The organism is Streptomyces sp. NPDC002076, from assembly GCF_053593835.1.
The window spans coordinates 243863-265991 of record NZ_JBSFDI010000010.1; the positions used below are offsets into that span (position 1 = coordinate 243863).

At 72.9% G+C, this 22129-nt stretch carries 19 protein-coding genes; 8 read left to right on the forward strand and 11 right to left on the reverse strand.

What is annotated here, in order from left to right; all coding sequences use genetic code 11:
* Positions 1 to 61 precede the first annotated feature (61 nt).
* Positions 62 to 1495, forward strand: a complete 1434-nt coding sequence (locus ACWCQS_RS22775) for an MFS transporter (protein WP_451006125.1) — start codon at positions 62 to 64, stop codon at positions 1493 to 1495.
* Here ACWCQS_RS22775 and lysX read toward each other — a convergent pair.
* Entirely contained in the window at positions 1440 to 4718 is a 3279-nt protein-coding gene (gene lysX / locus ACWCQS_RS22780) for a bifunctional lysylphosphatidylglycerol synthetase/lysine--tRNA ligase LysX (RefSeq protein ID WP_451006126.1), read from the reverse strand. The genes ACWCQS_RS22775 and lysX overlap by 56 nt on opposite strands.
* A gap of 122 nt (positions 4719 to 4840) precedes the next feature.
* Here lysX and ACWCQS_RS22785 point away from each other — a divergent pair, with 122 nt between their 5' ends.
* On the forward strand, positions 4841 to 5320 hold the full coding sequence (locus ACWCQS_RS22785) for a universal stress protein (protein ID WP_388633320.1): 480 nt from the start codon (positions 4841 to 4843) through the stop codon (positions 5318 to 5320).
* Here ACWCQS_RS22785 and ACWCQS_RS22790 read toward each other — a convergent pair.
* A complete protein-coding gene (locus ACWCQS_RS22790; protein ID WP_451006127.1) occupies positions 5256 to 6542 on the reverse strand; it encodes an MFS transporter in 1287 nt (428 codons plus the stop codon). The two genes, ACWCQS_RS22785 and ACWCQS_RS22790, sit on opposite strands and share 65 nt — an antisense overlap.
* A gap of 82 nt (positions 6543 to 6624) precedes the next feature.
* On the opposite strand from ACWCQS_RS22790, the gene ACWCQS_RS22795 reads away from it, so the two are divergent.
* The 5 genes from ACWCQS_RS22795 to ACWCQS_RS22815 all read left to right on the forward strand — a co-directional run bounded on the left by ACWCQS_RS22795 (position 6625) and on the right by ACWCQS_RS22815 (position 11301).
* Positions 6625 to 7572: a LysR family transcriptional regulator gene (locus ACWCQS_RS22795; RefSeq protein WP_451006128.1), complete on the forward strand. Its 948-nt coding sequence runs from the start codon at positions 6625 to 6627 to the stop codon at positions 7570 to 7572.
* 50 nt (positions 7573 to 7622) lie between these two features.
* Positions 7623 to 9047 (forward strand): amino acid permease, encoded by a 1425-nt coding sequence (locus ACWCQS_RS22800; protein WP_451006129.1) that lies wholly within the window; start codon positions 7623 to 7625, stop codon positions 9045 to 9047.
* 173 nt (positions 9048 to 9220) lie between these two features.
* A complete protein-coding gene (locus ACWCQS_RS22805; RefSeq protein WP_451006130.1) occupies positions 9221 to 9790 on the forward strand; it encodes a sigma-70 family RNA polymerase sigma factor in 570 nt (189 codons plus the stop codon).
* Positions 9791 to 9943: 153 nt separating this feature from the next.
* Entirely contained in the window at positions 9944 to 10459 is a 516-nt protein-coding gene (locus ACWCQS_RS22810; RefSeq protein WP_451006131.1) for a hypothetical protein, read from the forward strand.
* 188 nt (positions 10460 to 10647) lie between these two features.
* Positions 10648 to 11301 carry a zf-HC2 domain-containing protein gene (locus tag ACWCQS_RS22815; RefSeq protein ID WP_451006132.1) on the forward strand — a complete coding sequence of 218 codons (654 nt, stop codon included), beginning with the start codon at positions 10648 to 10650 and terminating at the stop codon, positions 11299 to 11301.
* 3 nt (positions 11302 to 11304) lie between these two features.
* Here ACWCQS_RS22815 and ACWCQS_RS22820 read toward each other — a convergent pair whose 3' ends face one another.
* The 3 genes from ACWCQS_RS22820 to ACWCQS_RS22830 form a co-directional block, all read right to left on the reverse strand.
* A complete protein-coding gene (locus ACWCQS_RS22820; protein WP_451006133.1) occupies positions 11305 to 12168 on the reverse strand; it encodes an Fpg/Nei family DNA glycosylase in 864 nt (287 codons plus the stop codon).
* A 36-nt stretch (positions 12169 to 12204) separates the two neighbouring features.
* The gene (locus ACWCQS_RS22825) at positions 12205 to 14283 is read right to left on the reverse strand and encodes a SpoIIE family protein phosphatase (protein ID WP_451006134.1); all 2079 of its coding nucleotides are present in this window, start codon (positions 14281 to 14283) and stop codon (positions 12205 to 12207) included.
* Between the two features lie 85 nt (positions 14284 to 14368).
* Positions 14369 to 15682: a DUF6777 domain-containing protein gene (locus tag ACWCQS_RS22830; RefSeq protein WP_451006135.1), complete on the reverse strand. Its 1314-nt coding sequence runs from the start codon at positions 15680 to 15682 to the stop codon at positions 14369 to 14371.
* Positions 15683 to 15812: 130 nt separating this feature from the next.
* Between ACWCQS_RS22830 and ACWCQS_RS22835 the strand changes: the two genes are divergently transcribed.
* Positions 15813 to 17234 carry a lipase maturation factor family protein gene (locus tag ACWCQS_RS22835; protein WP_451006136.1) on the forward strand — a complete coding sequence of 474 codons (1422 nt, stop codon included), beginning with the start codon at positions 15813 to 15815 and terminating at the stop codon, positions 17232 to 17234.
* Between the two features lie 81 nt (positions 17235 to 17315).
* On the opposite strand, the gene ACWCQS_RS22840 is transcribed toward ACWCQS_RS22835, so the two are convergent.
* Genes ACWCQS_RS22840 through ACWCQS_RS22865 form a run of 6 tightly spaced genes read right to left on the reverse strand, consistent with a single transcriptional unit; the run spans position 17316 to position 22109 of the window.
* Positions 17316 to 17819 carry a cupin domain-containing protein gene (locus ACWCQS_RS22840; RefSeq protein ID WP_451006137.1) on the reverse strand — a complete coding sequence of 168 codons (504 nt, stop codon included), beginning with the start codon at positions 17817 to 17819 and terminating at the stop codon, positions 17316 to 17318.
* A 52-nt stretch (positions 17820 to 17871) separates the two neighbouring features.
* Entirely contained in the window at positions 17872 to 18705 is an 834-nt protein-coding gene (locus ACWCQS_RS22845; RefSeq protein ID WP_451006138.1) for an amidohydrolase family protein, read from the reverse strand.
* Positions 18702 to 19052, reverse strand: a complete 351-nt coding sequence (locus tag ACWCQS_RS22850; protein WP_451006139.1) for an L-rhamnose mutarotase — start codon at positions 19050 to 19052, stop codon at positions 18702 to 18704. Before ACWCQS_RS22850 ends, ACWCQS_RS22845 begins: the two co-directional genes overlap by 4 nt.
* Positions 19049 to 20020 carry an aldo/keto reductase gene (locus tag ACWCQS_RS22855; RefSeq protein ID WP_451006140.1) on the reverse strand — a complete coding sequence of 324 codons (972 nt, stop codon included), beginning with the start codon at positions 20018 to 20020 and terminating at the stop codon, positions 19049 to 19051. The genes ACWCQS_RS22850 and ACWCQS_RS22855 overlap by 4 nt, the downstream gene beginning before the upstream one ends.
* A complete protein-coding gene (locus ACWCQS_RS22860) occupies positions 20017 to 20772 on the reverse strand; it encodes an SDR family NAD(P)-dependent oxidoreductase (protein WP_451006141.1) in 756 nt (251 codons plus the stop codon). The genes ACWCQS_RS22855 and ACWCQS_RS22860 overlap by 4 nt, the downstream gene beginning before the upstream one ends.
* A complete protein-coding gene (locus ACWCQS_RS22865; RefSeq protein ID WP_451006142.1) occupies positions 20769 to 22109 on the reverse strand; it encodes an L-fuconate dehydratase in 1341 nt (446 codons plus the stop codon). The genes ACWCQS_RS22860 and ACWCQS_RS22865 overlap by 4 nt, the downstream gene beginning before the upstream one ends.
* Positions 22110 to 22129: the final 20 nt, after the last annotated feature.

The following is a 22129-nucleotide window of genomic DNA, read 5'->3' on the forward strand; positions in this document are numbered from 1 at the left end:
ATGGGGGCGAGTCGAGTTGGCGCACGGGGGAGAGAGCGGGGCGCGGCGCAGGGGGCCGGCGGTGGTGCTGCTGGCGGCGGCCCAGGTGCTGGTCGTCTTCGACACCACCGTCTTCACGGTGGGGCTGCCGTGGATCGCGGTCCGGTCGCAGCTGTCCTTCCAGGGGCTGACCTGGCTGCTGAGCGTGTACAGCGTGTGCTTCGCCGCGCTGCCGGTGCTCGCGGGGGCGCTGGGTGAAGCGCTCGGGCGGCGACGCGTGCTGATGGGCGGCCTCGCCCTGTCGAGCCTCGCCGCCGTGGCGGCGGCCGTGACGGTGGACTCCGGGGTGCTGCTCGCCTCGCGGGCGGTGCAGGGCGTCGCGGCGGCGGTGATCACGGCCGGCGCGCTGGCGCTGATCGACTCCACGCATCCGGAGGGTCCCGGCCGGAACCGGGCGCTGAGCGTGCACTTCGCTGTCGTCGCCTGCGCCGGACCGGCCATGCTGCTGCCCACCACCCTGCTGCTGGACGCCTCGCTGCGGGGCGAGACGGTGTTCTGGGTGCAGGCCGTCGCCGGGGCGGGGCTGCTGGTGCTGACCCCGGTGGTGCTCACCGAGTCCGCGCCCCTGCCCGCGGCGGGGGCCCGGGTGGGCCGTGCGGCGCTGGGCGTCGTCCCGCTGGGTTTCCTGGCGTGGTTCGCCGACCGGCTCGGTGACGGCAGCGAGTCCGCGACGACGGTGGTCGTCATCGCGGTGGCGGGCGCACTGGTGCCGTCCGCGCTGGGCCTGCTCGGCCGGGGCGAGCGGATGCCGGAGCTGTTCGCCCGGCTGCACAGGGAGCAGGCCTCGTTCGGTGGGTACACGGTGGTGGCGCTGCTGGCAGCCGGTCTGGCCGGTGTCCTGTACGCCCTCACGCTCGCCCTGCAGGTGATCGGCGGGCTGTCCGTGATGCAGGTCGGCTGGGCCCTGCTGTCCGCCGTCGCCGGGGTGCTGCTGGGCTGCCTGGTCCTGCCCCGGCTGGCCGCGCGCATCGGGCTCGGTACGGCGGTCGCCGGGGCCTGCGCGGTGGCGGCCGTCGGCTTCGTCCTGCTGAGCCTGGGGGACGGCTTCCGCTTCGCCGATGTGCTGCTGCCGCTGCTGTTGGTCGCCTTCGGTTGCGCGGTGCCGGCCCTGCCCGCCGGTTTCGCCCGGTCCGGGAGCGGTGCACTGCCCCAGGGCCTGAACTCCTCCCGGCAACTGGGCGCCGGCCTGGGCGTGTCGCTGTTCGCCGGGGTCTTCTCCGTTGCGATGCGCGCACCGGCGTCCGCCCCCTACGGGAGCCACTTCGACTACCAGGCCTTCGTGGCCGGCGCGGTCCGGGACTGCTTCGAGCTGGGCGTGGCGCTGTGTGCGACCGGCGCCGTGATCGCGCTGCTCACCCTGCCCCGGCACCGTTTCCCGGCTCCCGCCGGGGACCCGGCGCTCAGCGGCGGCGCACCAGCGGGAACGGCAGGGTCTCCCGGATCGTCAGGCCGGTGAGGAACATCACGAGCCGGTCGACGCCGAGGCCGAGGCCGCCGGTCGGGGGCATCGCGTACTCGAGGGCCTCCAGGAAGTCCTCGTCGAGTTCCATGGCCTCCGGATCGCCGCCGGCGGCCAGCAGCGACTGCTGGGTGAGCCGCCGGCGCTGCTCGACGGGGTCGGTCAACTCCGAATAGGCGGTGCCGAGTTCGATGCCGAAGGCGACGAGGTCCCAGCGCTCGGCCAGCCGCGGGTCGGCACGGTGCTGCCGGGTCAGCGGGGAGACGTCGGTCGGGAAGTCCTTGTAGAAGGTGGGGAGTTGGGTGTACTGCTCGACGAGCCGCTCGTACATCTCCAGGACGATGTCCCCGGGCCCGTCGTCGGCGGTGTACGGCACCCCGGCCCGGTCGCACAGCCGGTGCAGCCGCAGCAGCTCGGTGCCGGGCCCGATCTCCTCCCCCAGCGCCTCGGAGATCGCGCCGTACACCGTCCTGACCGGCCATCGCCCGGAGATGTCGTACTCCTGCCCGTCCTTGCGGGCCACCGGGGAGCCGAAGGCGGCGGTCGCGGCGCCCTGAATCAGCTCGCGGGTGAGGTCGAGCATGACGCCGTAGTCGGCGTACGCCTGGTAGGCCTCCAGCATCGTGAACTCGGGGTTGTGCTTGTAGGAGACGCCCTCGTTGCGGAAGGTGCGGCCCAGTTCGAAGACCTTCTCCAGGCCGCCCACGCACAGCCGTTTCAGATACAGCTCGGGGGCGATGCGCAGATACAGGTCGAGGTCGTAGGCGTTGATGTGGGTGGTGAAGGGGCGGGCGTTGGCGCCGCCGTGGATCTGCTGCAGCATCGGGGTCTCCACCTCGACGAAGCCGCGGTCCAGCAGACCCTGGCGCAGGGCCTGTACGGCGGCGGAGCGGGCCCGGATCACGGCGCGGGCGGCGGGGCTGGTGGCGAGGTCGAGATAGCGGCGGCGGACTTTCGCCTCGGGGTCGGTGAGGCCGCGGCGTTTGTCGGGCAGCGGGCGCAGGCACTTGCCGGTGAGCTGCCAGGAGGTGACGAAGACGGTGGGTTCGCCCTTGTCGCTGAGGCCGGTGCGGCCGGTGGCGGTGATGTGGTCGCCGATGTCGGTGGCGGCGGTGAAGCGGTCGAGGGCGGCGCCGGAGCCGCTGCGGGTGAGGGCGATCTGGTGGTCGCCGGACCAGTCGCGCAGCACGGCGAAGACGATGCCGCCGAAGTCGCGGACCAGCATGAGCCGTCCGGCCACCGTGACGTCCTCGCCGGGGGGCACGTCGGCGAGGGCGTGGGTGCGGACGGGGACGCCGACCGGGTAGGGGTCGGTGCCGTCGTCGCGCAGCCGGTCGAGTTTGCGGTGCCGTACGCGGACCTGGTCGGGCAGGCCCGCCTCCGGAGCCGCGGGTCCGGCCCGCTCCCCTCCGCCGAGGCCCAGCGCCGTCAGGGGCGGCAGCCCGTGGGTGGTGGCGGGCCGCTGCCCGGCCTTCGGGTGCCCCTTTCCCCAGAGCTTGCGCAGAGACGGTACGGAGACGAAGCCCTCGGCGATGCCGGAGGCGAGGCCGATGCGGGCGAGGGAGGCGGCGTCGCCGTAGCAGATGAAGCGCGGGTACCACTCCGGGTGGTACTTGGCGTTGGAGCGGTACAGGGCCTCCAGTTGCCACCAGCGGGAGAAGAACAGCAGCAGTCGGCGCCAGAGCCTGAGGACGGGTCCGGCGCCGATGCGGGCCCCCTCCTCGAAGACCGACCGGAAGACCGCGAAGTTCAGCGAGATCCTGCGGACACCCAGCTTGAGGGCGGTGGCGCACAGTTCGGCCACCATGAACTCCATGACCCCGTTGGGCGCGGCGCGGTCCCGGCGCATCAGGTCCAGGGAGATTCCGTCCCGGCCCCAGGGCACGAAGGACAGCAGGGCGAGGAGCCGGCCGTCCTCGCCGAGGGCCTCCACCAGCAGGCAGTCGCCGTCGGAGGGGTCGCCGAGCCGGTCCAGGGCCATAGAGAAGCCGCGCTCGGTCTCGGTGTCGCGCCAGGCGTCGGCCTTGTCGACGACCGCCTCCATCTCGTGTTCGGTGAGGGCGGCGTGCCGGCGGATGCGGCAGGTGGCGCCGGTGCGTCGGACGCGGTGCACGGCCTGCCGAGTCACCCGCATGTCCCGGCCGCCCAGGTCGAAGGAGGCCACGTGCACGATCGCCTCGTCGCCGAGCTGGAGGGCGCCGAGTCCGGCCCGGGCGTAGGCGCGGGCGCCGTCCTCGGAGGCGCCCATCACGGCGGGCGCCCAGGCGTAGCGGCGGGCCACGTCCAGCCAGGCGGCGATGGCGTGCGGCCAGGCCTCGGGGTCGCCGACGGGGTCGCCGCTGGCGAGGCAGACGCCGGCCTCGACACGGTAGGTGACGGCGGCCTTGCCGCTGGGCGAGAAGACGACGGCCTTGTCGCGGCGGGTGGCGAAGTAGCCGAGGGAGTCCCGTTCGCCGTAGACGGCCAGGAGGGCGCGGATGCGGGCCTCCTCGTCGCCGTGCAGGGCGGCCTCCAGACGCTGGGAACGGAACAGCGTGGCGGCGGCGTTGAGCAGGGCGAGGGCGCCGAGCAGACCGAGCACGAAGGTGACCTTGCGGGGCGGGCGGCCGGAGAAGGCGCTGCCCGAGACCAGTCCGCCGCACACCCGGTCGGCGGCCCAGGCCAGGTGCTCGTTCGCCGGGAGCGTGCCCGGGAACAGCATGACGAGCGCCCAGCCCAGCAGAATGGCCACCACGAGACCGCCCAGCAGCACGGCGAGCGCCCGCCAGACGGCGCCGTGGCGGGAGGCGGCGTAGAACTCCCCGCGGGCCACGACGAGCAGGAGCAGGAGCAGGCCGCACAGCACCAGGGACGGCAGCGACTCGGCGTACATGCCGAGGCCCACGCCGAGCGCGTCGGTGAGGACCACCAGGCCGAGATAGACGACGACCAGCCACCAGGCGACCTTTTTGCGCGCGGCGGTGGCGGCGGCCAGCAGGAACAGGAAGACGGCGTAGGCCAGGTTGGCGCTGATGGGCAGGAGCAGCAGGTCGAGGACGTGCACGACCGGCTGGAGCAGGTCGCGCAGCGGTTCGATGAGCGCAAGCAGGGCGCACAGCAGGCCGAGCGCGGCGAAGAGCGTCGCGAAGGCCTCGGGCACCCAGCCGAGGCGCCCGCCGGCGGGCGGGGGTATCGGGGCCGTGGGGTCCCTCCGTGCGGCGGGCTCCGCGCTGGCGGTCATGGTTCCGACTGTAGGAAGGGGTCGCGCGGCTCGCCCGTCGAGGCGCCGGCCCGCGGCGCAGCTCCGCAGGTAGCACGGCCCCGCACCTGCGCGGGAAACCGCGCTTCCGATAGCCTCGAGCCGTGGCGGAACAGCATGCGCACTCCCCCTCGGACTCACACCGGTTCGAGCGCGGTACGGACGGGCCGAAGGTCATCATGGTCGGGGTCGACGGCTCCGACTCCTCGCTGCGTGCCGCGGCGTACGCGGGCGGGCTCGCCCGGCGGCAGCACGCGCTGCTGGCCGTGGTGTACGTGCAGCCGGTGCTGGCCGCCGGGGCGGCGCTCGGGGCGCCGGTGGCGGAGACGACCGACGAGATCGCCGAGGACCTGGTCAGCTACATCCGGGAGGCGACCGAGCGGGTCAAGGGGATATTCGAGGTGCGCTGGGAGTTCCACACCTTCCGCGGCGACCCGTACGGCGGGCTGGTGAAGGCGGCCGACGAGCTCAAGGCGGACGCGGTGGTCGTGGGCGCCTCGGAGCAGGCCGGCCACCGGATCATCGGTTCGGTGGCGATCCGGCTGGTGAAGGCGGGGCGCTGGCCGGTGACGGTCGTGCCGTAGCCTCCCGGGGTTCCCGCAGCAGCAGCGTCGGGGTCGCGAGCAGCAGGACGCCGGCGAGGGCGATGGCGGTACGCGGGCCGGTGAGGCTCGCCAGCAGGCCCCACAGGGCGGTCAGGGCGGCCGTGGTGGCCTTGCCGGTGATCGACCAGGCGGACAGGGTGCGGGCGACCCGGTCGTTCGGAGTGCACTCCAGGCGGCGGGTGGCGTACACGGGGTTGTAGACGCCCGAGCTGGTGATCACCCCGAACTCCACGGCCATCACCAGCAGCAGTCCGGGCAGCCCGGGCTGGACGAAGGCCAGGCCGAGGGGCCAGACGGCGCGCAGGGTGCCCGAGGTGCGCAGTACCCGCCGCTGTCCGTAGCGGGCGACCAGGGGCCGGGCCAGCCGGGAGCCGAGGAGGCCGCCGAGGCAGGGCACGGCGAAGGCGAGGCCGTACTGCCAGGGGGCGAAGCCGAGCGGGCCGAGCATGAGGACGGCCAGGGGCGGCATGGCGACCATGATCAGGGCGTTGCCCGCGAGGTTGTTGAAGAAGAGAGGCCGCAGGGCCGGGCTGGTGAGGATGTGCCGCCAGCCGTCGAGCAGGTCGGCGGCGCGCAGGCGCTCCCCGCCGGTGCGCTCGGGGCGCGGCTCGCCGCCGCCGACGGCCCGGATGCCCAGGGCCGACAGCAGAAAGCTGACCGCGTTCGCCACGACCGTGGTGACCGGGCCGAACAGGCCGATCGCGGCGCCGCCGAGGGGCGGTCCGAGGACCAGGGCGGTCCAGTTCGTGGACTCGAACCGGGCATTCGCGCTGAGCAGGCCGTCGGCCGGTACGAGCGTCTTGAGAAAGGCGCCGGATGCCGCGTTGAAGGTGATGTCGGCCGCCGCGACGAGCATGGACACGAGCAGCAGCTGGCCGAGGCCGAGGCCGCCGAGGGCGTAGGCGAGGGGGATGGTGAGCAACGCGGCGAACCTGACCAGGTCCATCGCCATCATCACCGGCCGCTTGCGCCGGAACTCCACCCACGGCCCGAGCGGCACCGCCAGCACGGCACCCACCGCGGGCCCGGTCGCGGCGAGCAGCGCCACCTCGGCCGGCCCGGCGTGCAGGGCGATCACAGCGATCACCGAGAACGCGTCGAAGGCGAGATAGGTGCCGAGCGCACTCACCGAGTACGCCGCCCACAGCCATCCGAACGGCCGACCCAGCTTCACGCACAACCTCCCGTTGACCCCGGACATGAAAACCAGCAGGCCGGGCCGGAAGCAAACAACCGGCAGGACAGCAGCCACAACCATCGGTTGTGCAAGTACGCTGTCCCGCGTGGATCTCAAGGCCGTACGCACCTTCGTCACCGTGGTGGACACCGGGCAGTTCCAGGAGGCATCGGCTCTCCTCGGCATCACCCAGCAGGCGGTCTCCAAGCGGATCGCGGCGCTGGAGAAGGACCTCGGTGTGCGGCTGTTCACCCGGACCGCGCGCGGGGCGCAACCGACCATCGACGGGCAGGCGTTCCTGCCGCACGCCCGGGAGCTGCTGCTGGCCGAGGAGCGGGCCCTGGCCTTGGTGCGGCCGGGAGGGCGGGCGCTGCGCGTCGACGTGCTCGGGGCCCGGCTCGCCCCGGCGGCCCTGCTGCGGGAGTTCCACGAGGCGCAGCCCGGCACGGCCCTCGACATGGTGACGCTCTTCGACGCGAGCACGGCCGTCGCCGCCGTGCGTGCGGGCAGCATCGATGCGACGATCCGCGCGGTCACCACGCGGCTTCCCGAGGGGCTGCGGTCCGTCCGGGTGCTGGACGAGCCGGTGCAGCTGCTCACCGGGGCGCGGCACCCGCTCGCCGGGGCCCGGTCGGTGACGCCGGCGCAGCTGGCCGGGCACCGGATCTGGATGCCGGGCCTCGTGGACGGCACCGAGTGGGCCGCGTACTACACGACCCTCGCCGCCGAGTTCGGGCTGACCATCGACTCGGTCGTCCCCGACTCCGGCGGGGAGCCGCTGCTCGACGCGGTCGCCGGCTCCGACTCGCTCGCCACCTTCGTCAGCGAGCTGACCCGGTTCTCCCGACCCGCCGGGCACGACCTGCGGCGCATCCCGCTCGTCGACCCGACGCCGGTGTACCCGCACTCCCTGGTCTGGGCCGCGGCCAACGCACACCCGGGGCTCGCCGCCCTGCGCGACCATCTCACCGCCCGGCCGCCGGCCCGGCCCGCGGCCCGCACCTGGACGCCCGCCTGGGCCGTGCGTGGCGTCTTCCCTGTGCGGGGCACCTGAGCCATCATGATCCGCCGTCAGCCGTTGCCGTCGGCGAAGAGGTGAGACGCATGGCCGGGCTCCGCGCGGGTGAGGGGATTCTCCGCCGCAAACCCATCGAACACATCGAGGAGACCGAGGTCGGCGAGGGCACCCGGCTGGATCGCTCCCTCGGACTGTGGCAGCTCACCGCGATCGGGGTGGGCGGCATCATCGGCGCAGGCATCTTCACGCTCGCGGGCACGGTGGCCAACGGCACGGCGGGTCCGGCGGTGGTGGTGTCCTTCCTCGTCGCCGGTGTGGCGAGCGCCTGTGCGGCGCTGTCGTACGCCGAGTTCGCCGGACTGATCCCGAAGGCGGGATCGGCGTACACCTACGGCTATGCGGTGCTCGGCGAGTTCGCGGGCTGGTTCATCGGCTGGGACCTGCTGCTGGAGTACACCGCGATCGTGGCGGTGGTGGCGATCGGCATCTCGGGCTACTTCGGGTTCCTGGTCGAGGCGATGGGCGCGAAGCTGCCGCAGTGGATGCTGGGGGCGCCGGGCACCGGGGCCGGGCACCGGGTGGACCTGTTCGCGGCGGTCCTGTGCCTGCTGATCGCGTGGCTGCTCAACCTGGGCATGCGCAGCGCGGCCCGCTTCGAGACGTTCGTCGTCGCCCTGAAGGTGCTGGTGGTGCTGCTGGTGATCGGGGTGGGCGTGTTCCACATCGACTCGGCGAACTACCACCCGTTCTTCCCGTTCGGCATCGGCGGTGCCTTCACCGGTGCGGCAACCGTGTTCTTCGCGGTGTTCGGCTACGACGCCATGTCGACGGCCGCCGAGGAGTCCAAGGACGCCCAGCGGCACATGCCGAAGGCGATCATCTACTCCCTGGTGATCTCGATGGTGCTGTACGTGGCGGCCTGCCTGGTGCTGACGGGGATGCAGGACTACAAGCACATCAACCCGGAGAGCGGGTTCTCCAGCGCGTTCAAGTCGGTGGGCCTGGACGCGCTTGCGGACGTGATCGCGGTGGGCGCGATCATCGGCATCCTCACCGTGATGTTCACGTTCATGCTGGGCGTGACCCGGGTCTGGTTCTCCATGTCCCGGGACGGTCTGCTGCCCACGTGGTTCGCCAGGACGCACCCGACGCGGCATGTGCCGACCCGGGTGACCTGGATCGTCGGGGTGGCCTCGGCCGCCATCGCCGGGTTCGTGCCGATCGGCTCGGCCGCCGAGCTGACCAACATCGGCATCCTGCTGGCCTTCGTGGTGGTGTGCGCGGCGGTGATCGTGCTGCGCTACCGGCGCCCGGAGCTGCCGCGCGCCTTCCGTACGCCGTGGATGCCGGTCGTGCCCGCCCTGGGTTGCGTGTTCTCGATCTGGCTGATCACGTTCCTGCACTGGCAGACCTGGGTGCGGTTCGCGGCGTGGTTCGCGATCGGGTGCGTGATCTACTTCGGCTACTCCTACCGGCACTCGGTGCTGGCCGAGGCGCGGCCTGCCGAATGAACACCGGCTGAGCGCTCTCCCAGGCCGTCCTCGGCGGCGCCGCGGCCGAGCGCCACATCCCCGACGGAGTGGCCGGACCGTTCGTCCGACCGTTCGCCGACGCGATCGACCGTCCGTCGCAGAGCCGTGCGCGCGCCCTGTCCCCCGGCCGTGCCCTGCGCTGCCATACGGCCATGACGGCCGGAACCTCAGTGATCCACCAGGCGGCGACACGGACCCGCGGGACGACGACCGCCGAGCACGAACTGGCCGCGCTGCAGCGCGAGCACGGCGGACCGCTCTTCGCCCTGCTGCTCAGGCTCTGCGACGGCGACCGGCAGCGCGCCGAGGACCTCGTCCAGGAGACCCTGCTGCGCGCCTGGCAGCATCCCGAGGCGCTGCACGCCGAGGACTTCGACTCCGTACGGCCCTGGCTGCTGACGGTCGCCCGGCGGCTCGCGATCGACGCCCGGCGGGCCCGGCAGGCCCGGCCGCCGGAGACCGGCGCCGACATCCCGGAGAGCGCACGGGTGACCGCCGATCACGCCGAACGGGCCGCCGCGATGCTCGATGTCCGGGAGGCTGTGAAGACACTCACGCCGGAGCACCGTGACGTGCTGGTACTCGTGTATTTCCTCGGGGCCAGTGTGGCGGAAGCGGCGCAGACCCTGGGCGTGCCACCCGGTACCGTGAAGTCCCGCGCGTATTACGCGCTGCGCGCGCTGCGCCGGGTCCTTCCGGATTATGCGGCCGACCTGCACTGAAACCGGAGGCCGGGTCAAACCTCGGTAAAGCGCCTTGCTGTGGCCCCCGTTCGGGCAATGGGCTGTCCTCATCCGCGTTCCGGGCAGCGGTCGGGGCCGCGACCCCGACGAGGCTCGGGCGACGCGCACGTACCGGAGGAAGGGCAGGAAGGGATGCAGCACAGAGGGCACGAGAGCACGGACGGCACCGACGGCGGAGAACTGGCCGTCCCCATGGCCTGGTTGTACGCCGAGTACATCGCCGACGAGCTGCTGCGCACCGGCGATCTGATGCCGCCGACCTCCTTCGAGTTCCGGGCCGGCCGGGACGCGCTGGCGCTCACCGTCTTCCTGTCCGACACCGACGGGGAGCTGTCCGGCATCCGGGTGATCTCCCAGCTGGAGAACTGGCTCTCCCTGACCGCCTACGACCAGCCGTGGCGGGACTGGGTGGGCGAGCGCATGGCGGAGCTGACCGAACGGGCCGAGCGGTCCGGCACCCGCTCGCCCGACCTGGCCCTTGCCGCCGTCGCCTGGCGCTGGCTGGAGGAGACCGAGCTGCTCGCGCCGGACCTGGACGCGGTGCCGGGCGGCGGCGGGCCGGCCGGCGAGGACGACGGGCCGAAGGTGTGGACACCGGCCTGGCGGCTCGGGCTGCCCCTCGGGCACCTCGCGATCCATCTCTTCTGAGCCGTCTCTTCTGAGCCGTCGCTCCGGGGCTTTCTGAAGTTTTCCGGAATCGGACCAATCCGCGGGCCGCGCGGCTCCGAATCTCTCGTCCGGGATTCTGTGGGTGGCTTGAGTGATTCGGCTGTCGGCTGCGTACGGATGGGTGCACGGAGTAACCCCACCCGCACCCATCGGCACGAGGATTCGGCATGAGGTCCCTGGAAAGGCATCGCGACGTCGGCGCGTACGCGCTCGGCGTGCTGGACGAGGCGGAGGCCTTCCGCTTCGAGGACCACCTCATGGAGTGCCCCCAGTGCGCGGCACAGGTGACCGAATTCGGTCCCGCCACACGGCAGTTGATGCTGTACCGCCGGGCCACGCCGCGCTTTGTGCACCCCATGGCTCAGCCCGGTCCCCGGCTGCTGGACCGGCTGCTCGGCGAGATCGCGCTCCGGCATCGGGCGCGCCGCCGGCGCTTTCTGTACGGCCTGGCCGCTTCCGTGGTGCTGGCCGTGGCCGGTCCGGGGATCGTGGCCTTCGCCGGCCATGCGGAGCCGGTCGCGCAGGTCGCCGCTGCGACCGATCCGAAGACCGGGGTGTGGGCCGAGGTCACCGCCGACGACGGGGACACGGGCAGCCGGCTGCTGCTGAAGGTGAAGGACGGCACCGGCCCGCACGCCTGCCGACTCGTCGTCGTGGGCCGCGACGGCTCCGAGGAGGTCGCCGGTACCTGGATGGAACCGGGTCACGCCACCAGAACCTTCACCACACTCGGATCCTCCACGATGCACGCCGACGACATCGCCCGCTACGACGTACGCACCATGGACGGACAGCACCTGGTGTCCGTCGACGCGCCGTAGCCCCTACTTCAGCAGCCGGGACAGTCTGCGGTCCGCCAGGGGCTTGCCGCCCGTCTGGCAGGTGGGGCAGTACTGCAGCGAGGAGTCGCTGAAGGAGACCTCGCGGATGGTGTCGCCGCACACCGGGCAGGGTTCGCCGGTCCGCCCGTGGACGCGCAGGCCGCTCTTCTTCTCCGCCTTCAGCCGCCCGGCGGCCAGGCCCCGGGAGCGGTCGACCGCCTCGGTGAGCGTCGAGCGCAGCGCCGCGTGGAGCCGATGGGTCTCCTGAGGGGTCAGGGAGGCGGCGAGCTTGAACGGGGACATCTGCGCGGCGTGCAGGATCTCGTCGCTGTAGGCGTTGCCGACCCCCGCGATCAGGGACTGGTCGCGCAGGGCGCCCTTCAGCTGACGTCTCTCGTCCTTGAGCAGGGCGGCGAGGCGGTCCTCGTCGAAGTCGGCGGCCAGCGGGTCCGGGCCGAGCCGGGCGATGCCCTCGATCTGCCGCGGATCACGCACGACGTACACCGCGAGGCGTTTCTGGGTGCCGGCCTCGGTGAGGTCGAAGCCCTCGCCGGTCTCCAGCGCCACGCGCAGCGCGAGCGGTCCCTTGCCCGGCTTCGGCGGGCCGGACGGCAGCCGGTCCTTCCACTGCAGCCAGCCGGCCCGGGCCAGATGGGTCACCAGGTGCAGCCCGCTGTCCGCCGCCAGGTCCAGGAACTTGCCGTGCCGGTGCACGGCCGTCACCTCGCCGCCCTCGAAGGCGGTGACCGGCGGGTCGTACGTCTTCAGGACGCTGACGGCGACCGGCAGCACCCGCGCCACCCGGCGGCCGACCAGGTGCTCGGTGAGGAAGTCCTTCAGCGCTTCTACCTCGGGCAGTTCCGGCATGGCTCCAGAGTGCCATCCGGCACTGACAAAGCGGGGTCAGCCGCGTCCGCCGCCCCGGCGGAACTCGCACCACACCGCCTTGCCGCCGCCCCGCGCCTCCACGCCCCACGCGTCGGCGAGCATCTCCACGAGCAGCAGGCCGCGGCCGGAGACGCCGTCCTCGCCCGCCTCGCGGCGGCGCGGCAGGGCGCTGGAGGAGTCCTCGACCTCGATCCGCAGTCTGCGGTGGCCGCCGTCGAGGGCCCGCAGGGTCACGATCGCGGCGCCCTCGGTGTGCATCAGCGCGTTGGTGATCAGCTCGTCGGCGACCAGCTCGATCTCGTCGGCGCGGTCGCGGTGGCCCCAGGAGCGGACCGCGGCGCGGATCAGGTGCCGGGCCTGGCTGAGGGCGTCCGGGTCGCCGGGTGCCACGTGCTGCTGGAGCCGGCCGCCGGCGGGCGGGGCCTCCGGGGTGCGCCGGCGCAGCAGGAGCAGCGCCACGTCGTCCTCGCCGCCCCGCTCCTCGGCCATCTGGATCAGCCGGTCGGCGAGCGAGCCCACGTCCTCGGGGCCGTCCGCGACGAGCGCCGAGAGGCGGCGCATGCCGTCGTCGAGGTCGGCGCCGGGCTGTTCGACGAGCCCGTCGGTGCACAGCAGCAGGGTGTGGCCGGGGTCGAGTTCGAGGGTGGAGACGGGGTATTCCAGCCGGCCGAACTCGGCGGACAGCCCGAGCGGCAGCCCGCCCTCGACCGGCGCCCGGCGGCAGCTGCCGTCGCCGTGCCGGATCAGCGGGTCGATGTGCCCGGCCCGGACCGCCTGCACGACTCCGGTGGACAGGTCGGCATCGGCGTACAGGCAGGTGGCGAAGCGGTCGGTGTCGAGTTCGTGCAGGAAGACGGAGGCACGGGCCATCACGGCGGCCGGGGTGTGTCCCTCGGCGGCGTAGGCGCGCAGCACGATCCGCAGCTGGCCCATGACGGCCGCCGCGTGGGTGTCGTGGCCCTGGACGTCGCCGATGACCGCCCCGACCCGGCCGCCGGGCAGCGGGATCAGGTCGTACCAGTCGCCGCCGATGTTCCGGCCGAGGGCGGCCGACCGGTAGCGGACGGCGATGTCGGCGCCGCGGACGCTGGGGATGGTGCGGGGCAGCATGGCCTGCTGCAGGCCCTGGGCGAGGTCCTTGTCCTGCTCGTAGAGCATGGCCCGTTGCAGGCTCTGCGCGATGCTGCTGCCGAGCGCGACCAGGACGGCGCGCTCCTCGGTGGAGAAGCCGCACCGGTCGCTGTAGAGCAGTCCCATCGCGCCGATCGGGCGGGCCTCGGCGATCAGCGGCAGATAGGCCGCGGAGGTGACGTGCAGGTCGGTGAGGTGCGGCCAGAGGATGGGATAGTGCTCGGCGAACTCCTGCGGGGACTCGATGAACCGGGGCGCGAGGGTGCGCACGACCTCGCTCATCGGGTACGGCTCGTCGATCCGGGTGACCTGGGTGCCGGGGACCGAGGCGTCGATGGGTCCCTCGGCCACCAGGCGGATGCGGCCGGCCTCCACCAGCCCCATCACCAGGCTGGCCGCGCCGAGATGGCGGATGCCACGGGTGTCCTTGAGGGCGTCGATGACGTCCTGGACGCTGCGGGCGTGGGCGAGGGAGGCGGCAACGGCCTGCACGACGTTGGTCTGCTGGCGGAACGCCTCGTCCTGGGCGGCCCGCAGGCTGCGCACCTCGCTCTCGGCGAGTTCCTCGGTGGCGTCGCGGACGATGCCGACGACCCGGCGCGGGCGGCCGGTGGCGTCCCGGCGGATGTAGCCCTGGGTGTGGGTCCAGCGCTGGGTGCCGTCGCGGCAGCGGATGCGGAAGTAGGCCCCGTAGTTCTCGCTGCCGTCCTTGATGGCCCGGGCCACCAGCTCGTCCAGCCGGGCCGTCTCCGATCGCGGGACCCTGAGGGCCAGCGAGTCGAGCCGTCCGTCGTACTCCTCGGGCGGCAGGTCGAGCACCTCGTGTGCCTGGGCGTCCATGTGGAACAGACCCGTGTCCAGGTCCCAGTCGAAGGTGCCCATGCGGTTGAGCGCCAGGATCGGATCCGGGTGGGCGGGCCAGTCCTCCGGGAGTGACACGGCACTCGCTCCCCGAACTGCCATGCGCCCACCTTGCCAGGATTTATCCGATTCTTCGACCTCTTGCCCTGGTCGGCTCCCCGGCGGGAGCGTCCGGCTCCGGACGCTCTCAGCCACCGGAGAGGTCCGCGGCGGCGGCGCCGTCCGCGGCATCGCCGTCCGTGGCGTCGGGGACCGGGCTCGACCCGACGTCCGCCGTGGCGGCCGGGATCGGTCCGAGGGGGTCGGGCAGGCCGGGAACGTCCGGCAGGCCGGATGGGCCGTTCTCGTCCGGCGGGCCGATCTCGTCCGGCGGTCCGATCGCGTAGGGCGGGTCCGGGGTGCCGGAGGCCTGCGGAATGGGACCGACGGACGGCCGGATCCGTGGTGCGGCCGGGTCCGGCGCCGGGGTGCTCCGCCCGGCGGGCATGTCCGGCGCCCTCGGGGTGGCGGCCACGGGCGGCTCCTTGCCGGTCGCGCCCGGAGAGGTCTCCGGCCGGCTCTGCCGCGGACCGGGCTGGGTGGGGTACGGCGGTGCGGTGCCCGGGGTGGCGGCGCCCGGTGGGTCGGGGTCGCCGCCGGGTGCGGCGGTGGCCCAGGCGGGCGCGGGGACGACCTGGTCGTCGCGTACGTCGTGACCGAGCCGGCGTTCGATCCAGGTGCGCGTCTCGGTGTTGACGATCGTGATGCTGGTGACCGCCCGGGGTGCCGGGGTCACCGCGATCACCTGCCCCGGACGGTAGCCGGGCCAGGCACCGCCACGGGCGCCGAAGCGGACGCGGGTCGGCGTCGGCGGCCCCAGCGGGTTGCCGCAGGCACAGCGCACCCGTGGCAGTCCGCGGTTGTCGATCAGGACCGCGGTGCCGGCCTGGAGGACGGCCTGGTGGGCGACCGCCTGCCCGTCCCGGTAGCCGTGGTCGGTGACCCGGGTGTCGGCGCGCAGCACGACGGGGGTCAGGCCGCGCAGAAAGCCGCGCAGGCCGCTCGCGGAGACACCGGCCGCGCGGGCGAACGCGTCACCCTTGGCGCGGTCCGCGGTCAGATACCCGGCCTGCCGTCCGACGTCACAGCCGGCGACGCGTGCGGTGCCGCCGTACAGGCCGGGCGTCGCGCCGGACAGGATGCGCAGGGCGCGCGGATGTACGGCGACCAGCCCGGCGGGCACCGCCGGCGGCGAGGACCCGGCGACGGGCGGCCGTGTGGCGCTGGGGTCGGGCGTGCCCCGACGGGGCGGCGCGGTGGGATCGACGCTCCCCGTGCCGGCTCTCACCGGCACGGTGACCGTGGAAGCGGTGAAGGGGTCTGGCCCTTGGGCCGCGGCGGACAGGAGATAGACCTCCTCGCCCATCCGGGCTTCCTTGACCCCGGGGCGGCCGCAGCCGGCGACGAGCAGCGCCACCGAGAGCGCGCAGGCCGTGACGATGGATCCGGTGTGTATCCGCACCGTACACTCCCCATCACTTTGGGTGATTTCCCCCTATTGTTTGCATCGTGCCCGTTTGGCTGGCAACTCGAGGGAGGCGATGATGAGGACGACACCGGCGGTTTAGCCGCGACGAAGGGCGCGCACAGCCGTGAACTGGTTCACCGCTCCCGACTACTGGCTGACCCGGCTGGTCTTCCAGCGGGCTCTGGCCGCCGTGTACCTGGTGGCGTTCCTGACGGCGGCAATGCAGTTCCGGGCGCTGCTGGGCGAGCGCGGCATGCTGCCGATCCCCCGGTTCGTGGCACTGGTCCCCTTCAAACGGGCGCCGAGCCTGTTCCATCTGCACTACTCCGACCGCTTCTTCGCGGGCTGCGCGTGGGCCGGCTGCGCGGTGTCGGCGGCGCTGCTCGCCGGCGCGGACTCCCTGCTGCCGCTGTGGGCCGGGATCCTGCTGTGGCTGGTGCCGTGGGCGCTGTATCTGTCGGTCGTCAACGTGGGCCAGACGTGGTACGCGTTCGGCTGGGAGTCGCTGCTGCTGGAGACGGGCTTCCTGGCCGCGTTCCTCGGCAACGAGAAGGTGGCGCCGCCCATCGTCGTGCTGTTCCTGCTGCGCTGGATCCTGTTCCGGGTGGAGTTCGGCGCCGGGCTGATCAAGATGCGGGGCGACGCGTGCTGGCGGAAGCTGACCTGCCTCGACTACCACCACGAGACTCAGCCCATGCCGGGCCCGCTGAGCTGGTTCTTCCACCATCTGCCGAAGCCGCTGCACCGGGTGGAGGTGGCCGCCAACCATGTCACCCAACTGGTCGTGCCGGTGCTGCTGTTCACCCCGCAGCCGATCGCCTCGGCCGCCGCCGCCCTGATGATCGTCACCCAGCTGTGGCTGGTGCTGTCCGGCAACTTCTCCTGGCTGAACTGGATCACCATCGTGCTGGCTCTGTCCGCGCTGCGGATTCCCGGGTCCGCGCCGTCCGTGCCGGCGGCGCCGCTGTGGTACGAGGTCCTGGTGCTCGCGGTGGCCGCGCTGCTGCTCTTCCTGAGCTACCACCCGGTGGCCAACATGATCTCCCGCCGGCAGATCATGAACCGCTCCTTCGACCCGCTGCACCTGGTGAACACCTACGGCGCGTTCGGCAGCATCAGCCGGGTCCGCTACGAGGTGGTGGTCGAGGGCACGCTGGACGACGTGCCGCGCGAGGACTCGGACTGGCGCGAGTACGAGTTCCGCGGCAAGCCCGGTGACACCCGGCACTGGCCGCGCCAGTTCGCCCCCTACCATCTGCGCCTGGACTGGTTGATGTGGTTCGCGGCGCTGTCCCCGGGCTATGCGGGGGAATGGTTCGGCGGTCTGGTGGAACGCCTGCTGGAGAACGACCGCGACACCCTGCGCCTGCTGCGCCGCTCCCCCTTCCCACCGGACACCCCGCCCAGGTATGTCCGCGCCCGCCTCTTCCGTTACCGCTACACCACCTGGCGGGAGCTGCGGGACAGCGGGGCGTGCTGGGAGCGGACGTACGTCCGGGAGTACATGCCACCGACCCGGCTGGCGGCGGTGTCCGGGCGGTCGTGAGCGGCCGGCCCCTCCGGCCTGCGACACCGGCCCACGGGCCGACATGCGGCATCGGCCCACGGGATCGGCCTGCGGGCCGGCCTACGGCTCCTGTCGACTGTCCGAGGGCACCTGGTACGACCAGGTCCGGTAACGGCTGCGGAACTCGGCCAGCAGCTCGTCGGTCGCCTCGGCCCCGGCGCTCACGGCTGCGTGCACATCGCGGAAGTAGTTCTCGTAGCCGGCCGGGGTGTAGAGGCACAGCGCGCGTGCCAGGACCTGGCCGCCGTTGCGGAAACCGTGCGGGGTGCCACGGGGGGCGGCGAGCAGGTGTCCGGGGCCGGCCGTCACCTCGCCGTCGCCGGTGTGGAGCGTCAGCTCCCCCTCGAGGACGTAGAAGTACTCGTCGTGTCCGTCGTGCACATGCGGCCTGGCCCCGATGGTGCCGGGGGCGAGGCTGAACTCCTCGAAGGTGAAACGCCCGTCCGTGTGCTCTCCGGTGAGCCGGAAGAAGTGGGCGACGCCGGCGACGTCGATGAGTTCTCCGTGCCCGGGAGCCCGCAGCAACGGAGCGGAGGGAGTGCGCGGCTGATGATGATCAGTCATGTCGGCATTGTGCGATACGGGGTGGGGAGGTGCACGCCGGCCACGCCGTGGGTCACAGGCCGTAGACGGCTGTGGCGGTGCCCTCGAAGAGGGCCCGGCGGCCGGCCTCGTCGAGGTCTGCGGTCAACTCGGTGATGACGGTGTGCACGTCGGTGTAGGAGGCCGCCGTCGTGCACACCGGCCAGTCGGAGCCGAACATCAGCCGGCCGGGGCCGAAGGCCTCCAGGGCCACGTCCGTGTACGGCCGCAGGTCGGCCGTCGTCCAGGAGCCGGGGTCGGCCTCGGTGACCAGGCCGGAGAGTTTGGCGACCGTGTTGGGGAGGGCGGCGAGCGCACGCAGCGCGGAGGCCCAGGGCTCGCGTTCTCCGGTTGCGATCGGCGGTTTGCCCAAGTGGTCGAGTACGAAGGTGAGTTGGGGCAGGTTCGCGGCGGCCTCGGCGCAGGCCGGAAGCTGGTGGGGCAGCACGACCAGGTCGTAGACGAGGCCCGCCCCGGCCACGGCCGCGAGTCCGCGCCGTACGTCCTTCCGCAGCAGCCACTGCGGGTCCGGCTCACCCTGGACCTGGTGCCGGACGCCCTTCAGGAAGCAACCGCCGGGGAGTTCGCGCAGCCGGGACAGTTCCTCCGCGATGTCGGGACGGGTGAGGTCGGTCCAGCCCACGACGCCCGCGATCAGGTCGTGCTCGGCCGCCAGGGCCAGGAACTCGGGCGTCTCCTGCGCGACGGTGACCGTCTGGACGAGGACGGTGCGGGTGACTCCGGCCGCCCTCGCCTCGGGTTCGAGGTCGGCCAGGGTGAAGTCACGCCTGAGCGGGCTGCCTTCGGGGATCCAGTCCTGGTCGCGGACGGACAGGTCCCAGACGTGGTGGTGGGCGTCGACGGTCATGGCAGCTCCCGGACGACGGGCAGCCCGGCGTCGGCACCCTCGCGGGAGTAGTCGTGCACCACGTCGAGCAGCTCGGCCATGCGGGCCTGCCAGGCCACATTGACCGGCAGCTGCTCCAGTTCGGCGAGCAGGCGGGTGTAGTCCGCGCACTCCAGCAGGTGGAACAGGTCGGTGCCTCCCCCACGCTCGGCTTCGCTCGCGCGGGGGGACCCCCACCGCCAGATGGTCCAGGAGGTGGCACCGGCGGCGCGGATGGCCCGGGTCAGTTCCTCCGGGACCTCCCGGTGGGCCGCCTCGTACTCGGCGATCCGGTCGGCGCGGACCTCGGTGTGCAGGGCCACTCTCATGACGGGCCTTCCTCTCGGGGCAGCAGACCGGACTCCCGCAGCTCCTGCCAGAACTCCGCCGGAACCACGGAGGCGAACTGGTCGGCGCAGTCATGGACTTCGGACGCCGAGCGGGGCCCGGGCAGGACACTGGCGACGGCCGGGTGGGCGAGGGCGAAGGCCAGCGCGGCGGCGCGCAGGGTGGTGCCGTGCCGCTCCGCGACCGCCTTCATGCGCAGGACCCGGTCCAGCAACTCCGGTGGCACACGGCTGTAGTCGTACGTCGACTCGGGCGTCGGGTCGGCCAGCAGACCCGAGTTGAACACGCCGCCGAGGACGACCGACACACCGTGCTCGGCCGCCGCGGGCAGCAGTTCGGCGCCGGCGCTCTGGTCGAGCAGGGTGTAGCGGCCGGCACACAGGACCACGTCCACGTCGGTGTCGCGGACGAACCGGGTGAGCATCGCGGACTGGTTCATACCGGCGCCGATCGCGCCGACGACGCCCTCGGAGCGCAGCTTCTCCAGGGCCGGGTAGCCCTCGTGGAAGGCCTGCTCGGCGTGGTCGTCGGGGTCGTGCAGATAGACGACGTCGACGCGGTCCAGGCCGAGGCGCTCCAGGCTCGCCTCCAGAGTGCGGCGGACGCCGTCGGCGCTGAAGTCCCACACCCGGCGGTGGGTGGCGGGTACGGCGAAGCCGTGGGCCAGGTCGTCGCCGGTACCGTCGATGGGTTCGAGGCGGCGGCCGACCTTGGTGGAGACGGTGAAGTGCGCACGGTCGTAGGCGCGCAGGACGGCGCCGAGCCGGCGTTCGGACAGGCCGAGGCCGTAGTGCGGCGCGGTGTCGAAGTACCGGATGCCGCGCTGCCAGGCGGCCCGTACGGCCTCCCGCGCCTGCTCGTCGTCCACCGGGCGGTAGAGGTTGCCGAGCGTCGCGGCGCCGAAGCCGAGCGGGGTGACCTCGACGCGGCTGCGGCCGAGCCTCGTCACCGGCCCACCGGGCGCAGCCTGAGACCCTGCATGCCGCCGTCGACGGCGAGGGCGGTGCCGGTGGTGGCGCCGGACAGCGGACTGGCCAAGTAGGCGATGGCGCCCGCGACTTCGGCGGCGGAGACCAGCCGACCGGTGGGCTGGCGGGCCTCCAGGGCGGCGCGTTCGGCGGCCGGGTCGGGGGCGGCGTCCAGCAGCCGGCCGATCCACGGGGTGTCGGCCGTACCGGGGTTGACGCAGTTGACCCGGATGCCCTCGCGGACGTGGTCGGCGGCCATGGCGAGGGTCAGGGAGTACACGGCCCCCTTGGTGGCGCTGTACAGAGCGCGCTGGGGCAGTCCGGCGGTGGCGGCGATGGAGCAGGTGTTGACGATCGCGGCGCGGTCCGAGCGGCGCAGGTGCGGGAGGGCGGCGCGGGCGGTGCGGACCATGCCGAGGACGTTGACGTCGAAGACGCGTTGCCACTCGGCGTCGTCGTTGTCCTCGACCGTGCCCTGGGCGCCGATCCCGGCGTTGTTGACCAGGACGTCAAGCCCGCCGAGGTCCTCGGCGGCCCGCTCGACGGCCGTGCGGACGGAGGCGTCGTCGGTGACGTCGGCGCGGTAGGCGAGGAGCGGCTTGTCGACGTCCGCCGGGTCCCGGTCGAGGACGGCGACCCGGGCGCCACGGGCGGCGAGGAGGTCGGCGGTGGCCCGGCCGATGCCGGAGGCGCCACCGGTGACCAGGGCCTTCAGGCCCTCGAAGTCGCTCATGCGGCCGCTCCCTTCTGGGTCTCGGGGTCGGCGGCCCAGTAGATGCCACCGGGGAAGGTGTACCGCGCGATGGACTCCGGGTGCAGGGCGGCGGAGAAGCCGGGCGCGGTGGGTGCGGTGTAGTGGCCGTCGCGGATGACGACGGGGGTGACGAAGTGTTCGTGGAGGTGGTCGACGTACTCGATGACCCGGTCCTCGGTGGTGCCGGAGAGGGCCAGGTAGTCGAACATCGAGAGGTGCTGGACGAGTTCGCACAGGCCGACGCCGCCCGCGTGCGGGCAGACCGGGACGCCGAACTTGGCGGCGAGCAGCAGGACGGCGAGGTTCTCGTTGACGCCCGCGACGCGGGCCGCGTCGATCTGGACGATGTCGAGGGCGCCCGCCTGGAGGAGCTGCTTGAACATGATCCGGTTGTGCACGTGCTCGCCGGTGGCGACCTTCACCGGGGCCACCGCCCGGCGGATCGCGGCGTGGCCGAGGACGTCGTCGGGGCTGGTGGGCTCCTCGATCCAGTACGGGTCGAACTCGGCGAGCGCCTTGGTCCAGCGGATCGCCTCGTCCACGTTCCAGCGCTGGTTGGCGTCGACGGCGAGCCGGATGGCCGGTCCGACGACCGCGCGGGCGACCCGGCAGCGCCGGATGTCGTCGTCGAGGTCGGCGCCGACCTTGAGCTTGATCTGTGTGAAGCCGTCGGCGACGGCCTGCGCGGCGAGCCGGCCGAGCTTGTCGTCGTCGTAGCCGAGCCAGCCCGGGGAGGTGGTGTAGGCGGGGTAGCCGCGCTCCAGCAGCCGTGCCCGGCGCTCCCCCGCTCCCTCCCTGCCCCGCCTCAGAAGGTCGAGGGCCTCGGCGGGGGTGAGCGCGTCCGCGATGTACCGGAAGTCGATCTGCCCGACCAGCCACTCGGGTTCGGCGTCGACGAGCAGTTGCCACAGCGGCTTGCCGGCCCTGCGGGCGGCGAGGTCCCAGACGGCGTTGACGACGGCCCCGACCGCCATGTGCATCACCCCCTTCTCGGGGCCGAGCCAGCGCAGCTGGCTGTCGCCGATCAGGTCCCGGAAGAGCGAGCCCGGGTCGCCGCACAGCTCGGCCACGTCACGGCCGAGCACATGGTCCCGCAGCGCGTCGATCGCGGCGACCTGGACGTCGTTGCCCCGCCCGATGGTGAAGACGAACCCCTGCCCCTCGTGCCCGTCGGCGGCGTCGGTACGCAGCACGACATAGGCCGCCGAGTAGTCGGGATCCGGGTTCATCGCGTCGGAGCCGTCGAGCTCGCGCGAGGTGGGGAAACGGATGTCGTGGGTGTCGACCGCGATGACGCGGGCGGGGGCCTGGGACACTGAAGTCCTTTCGGTCGTCG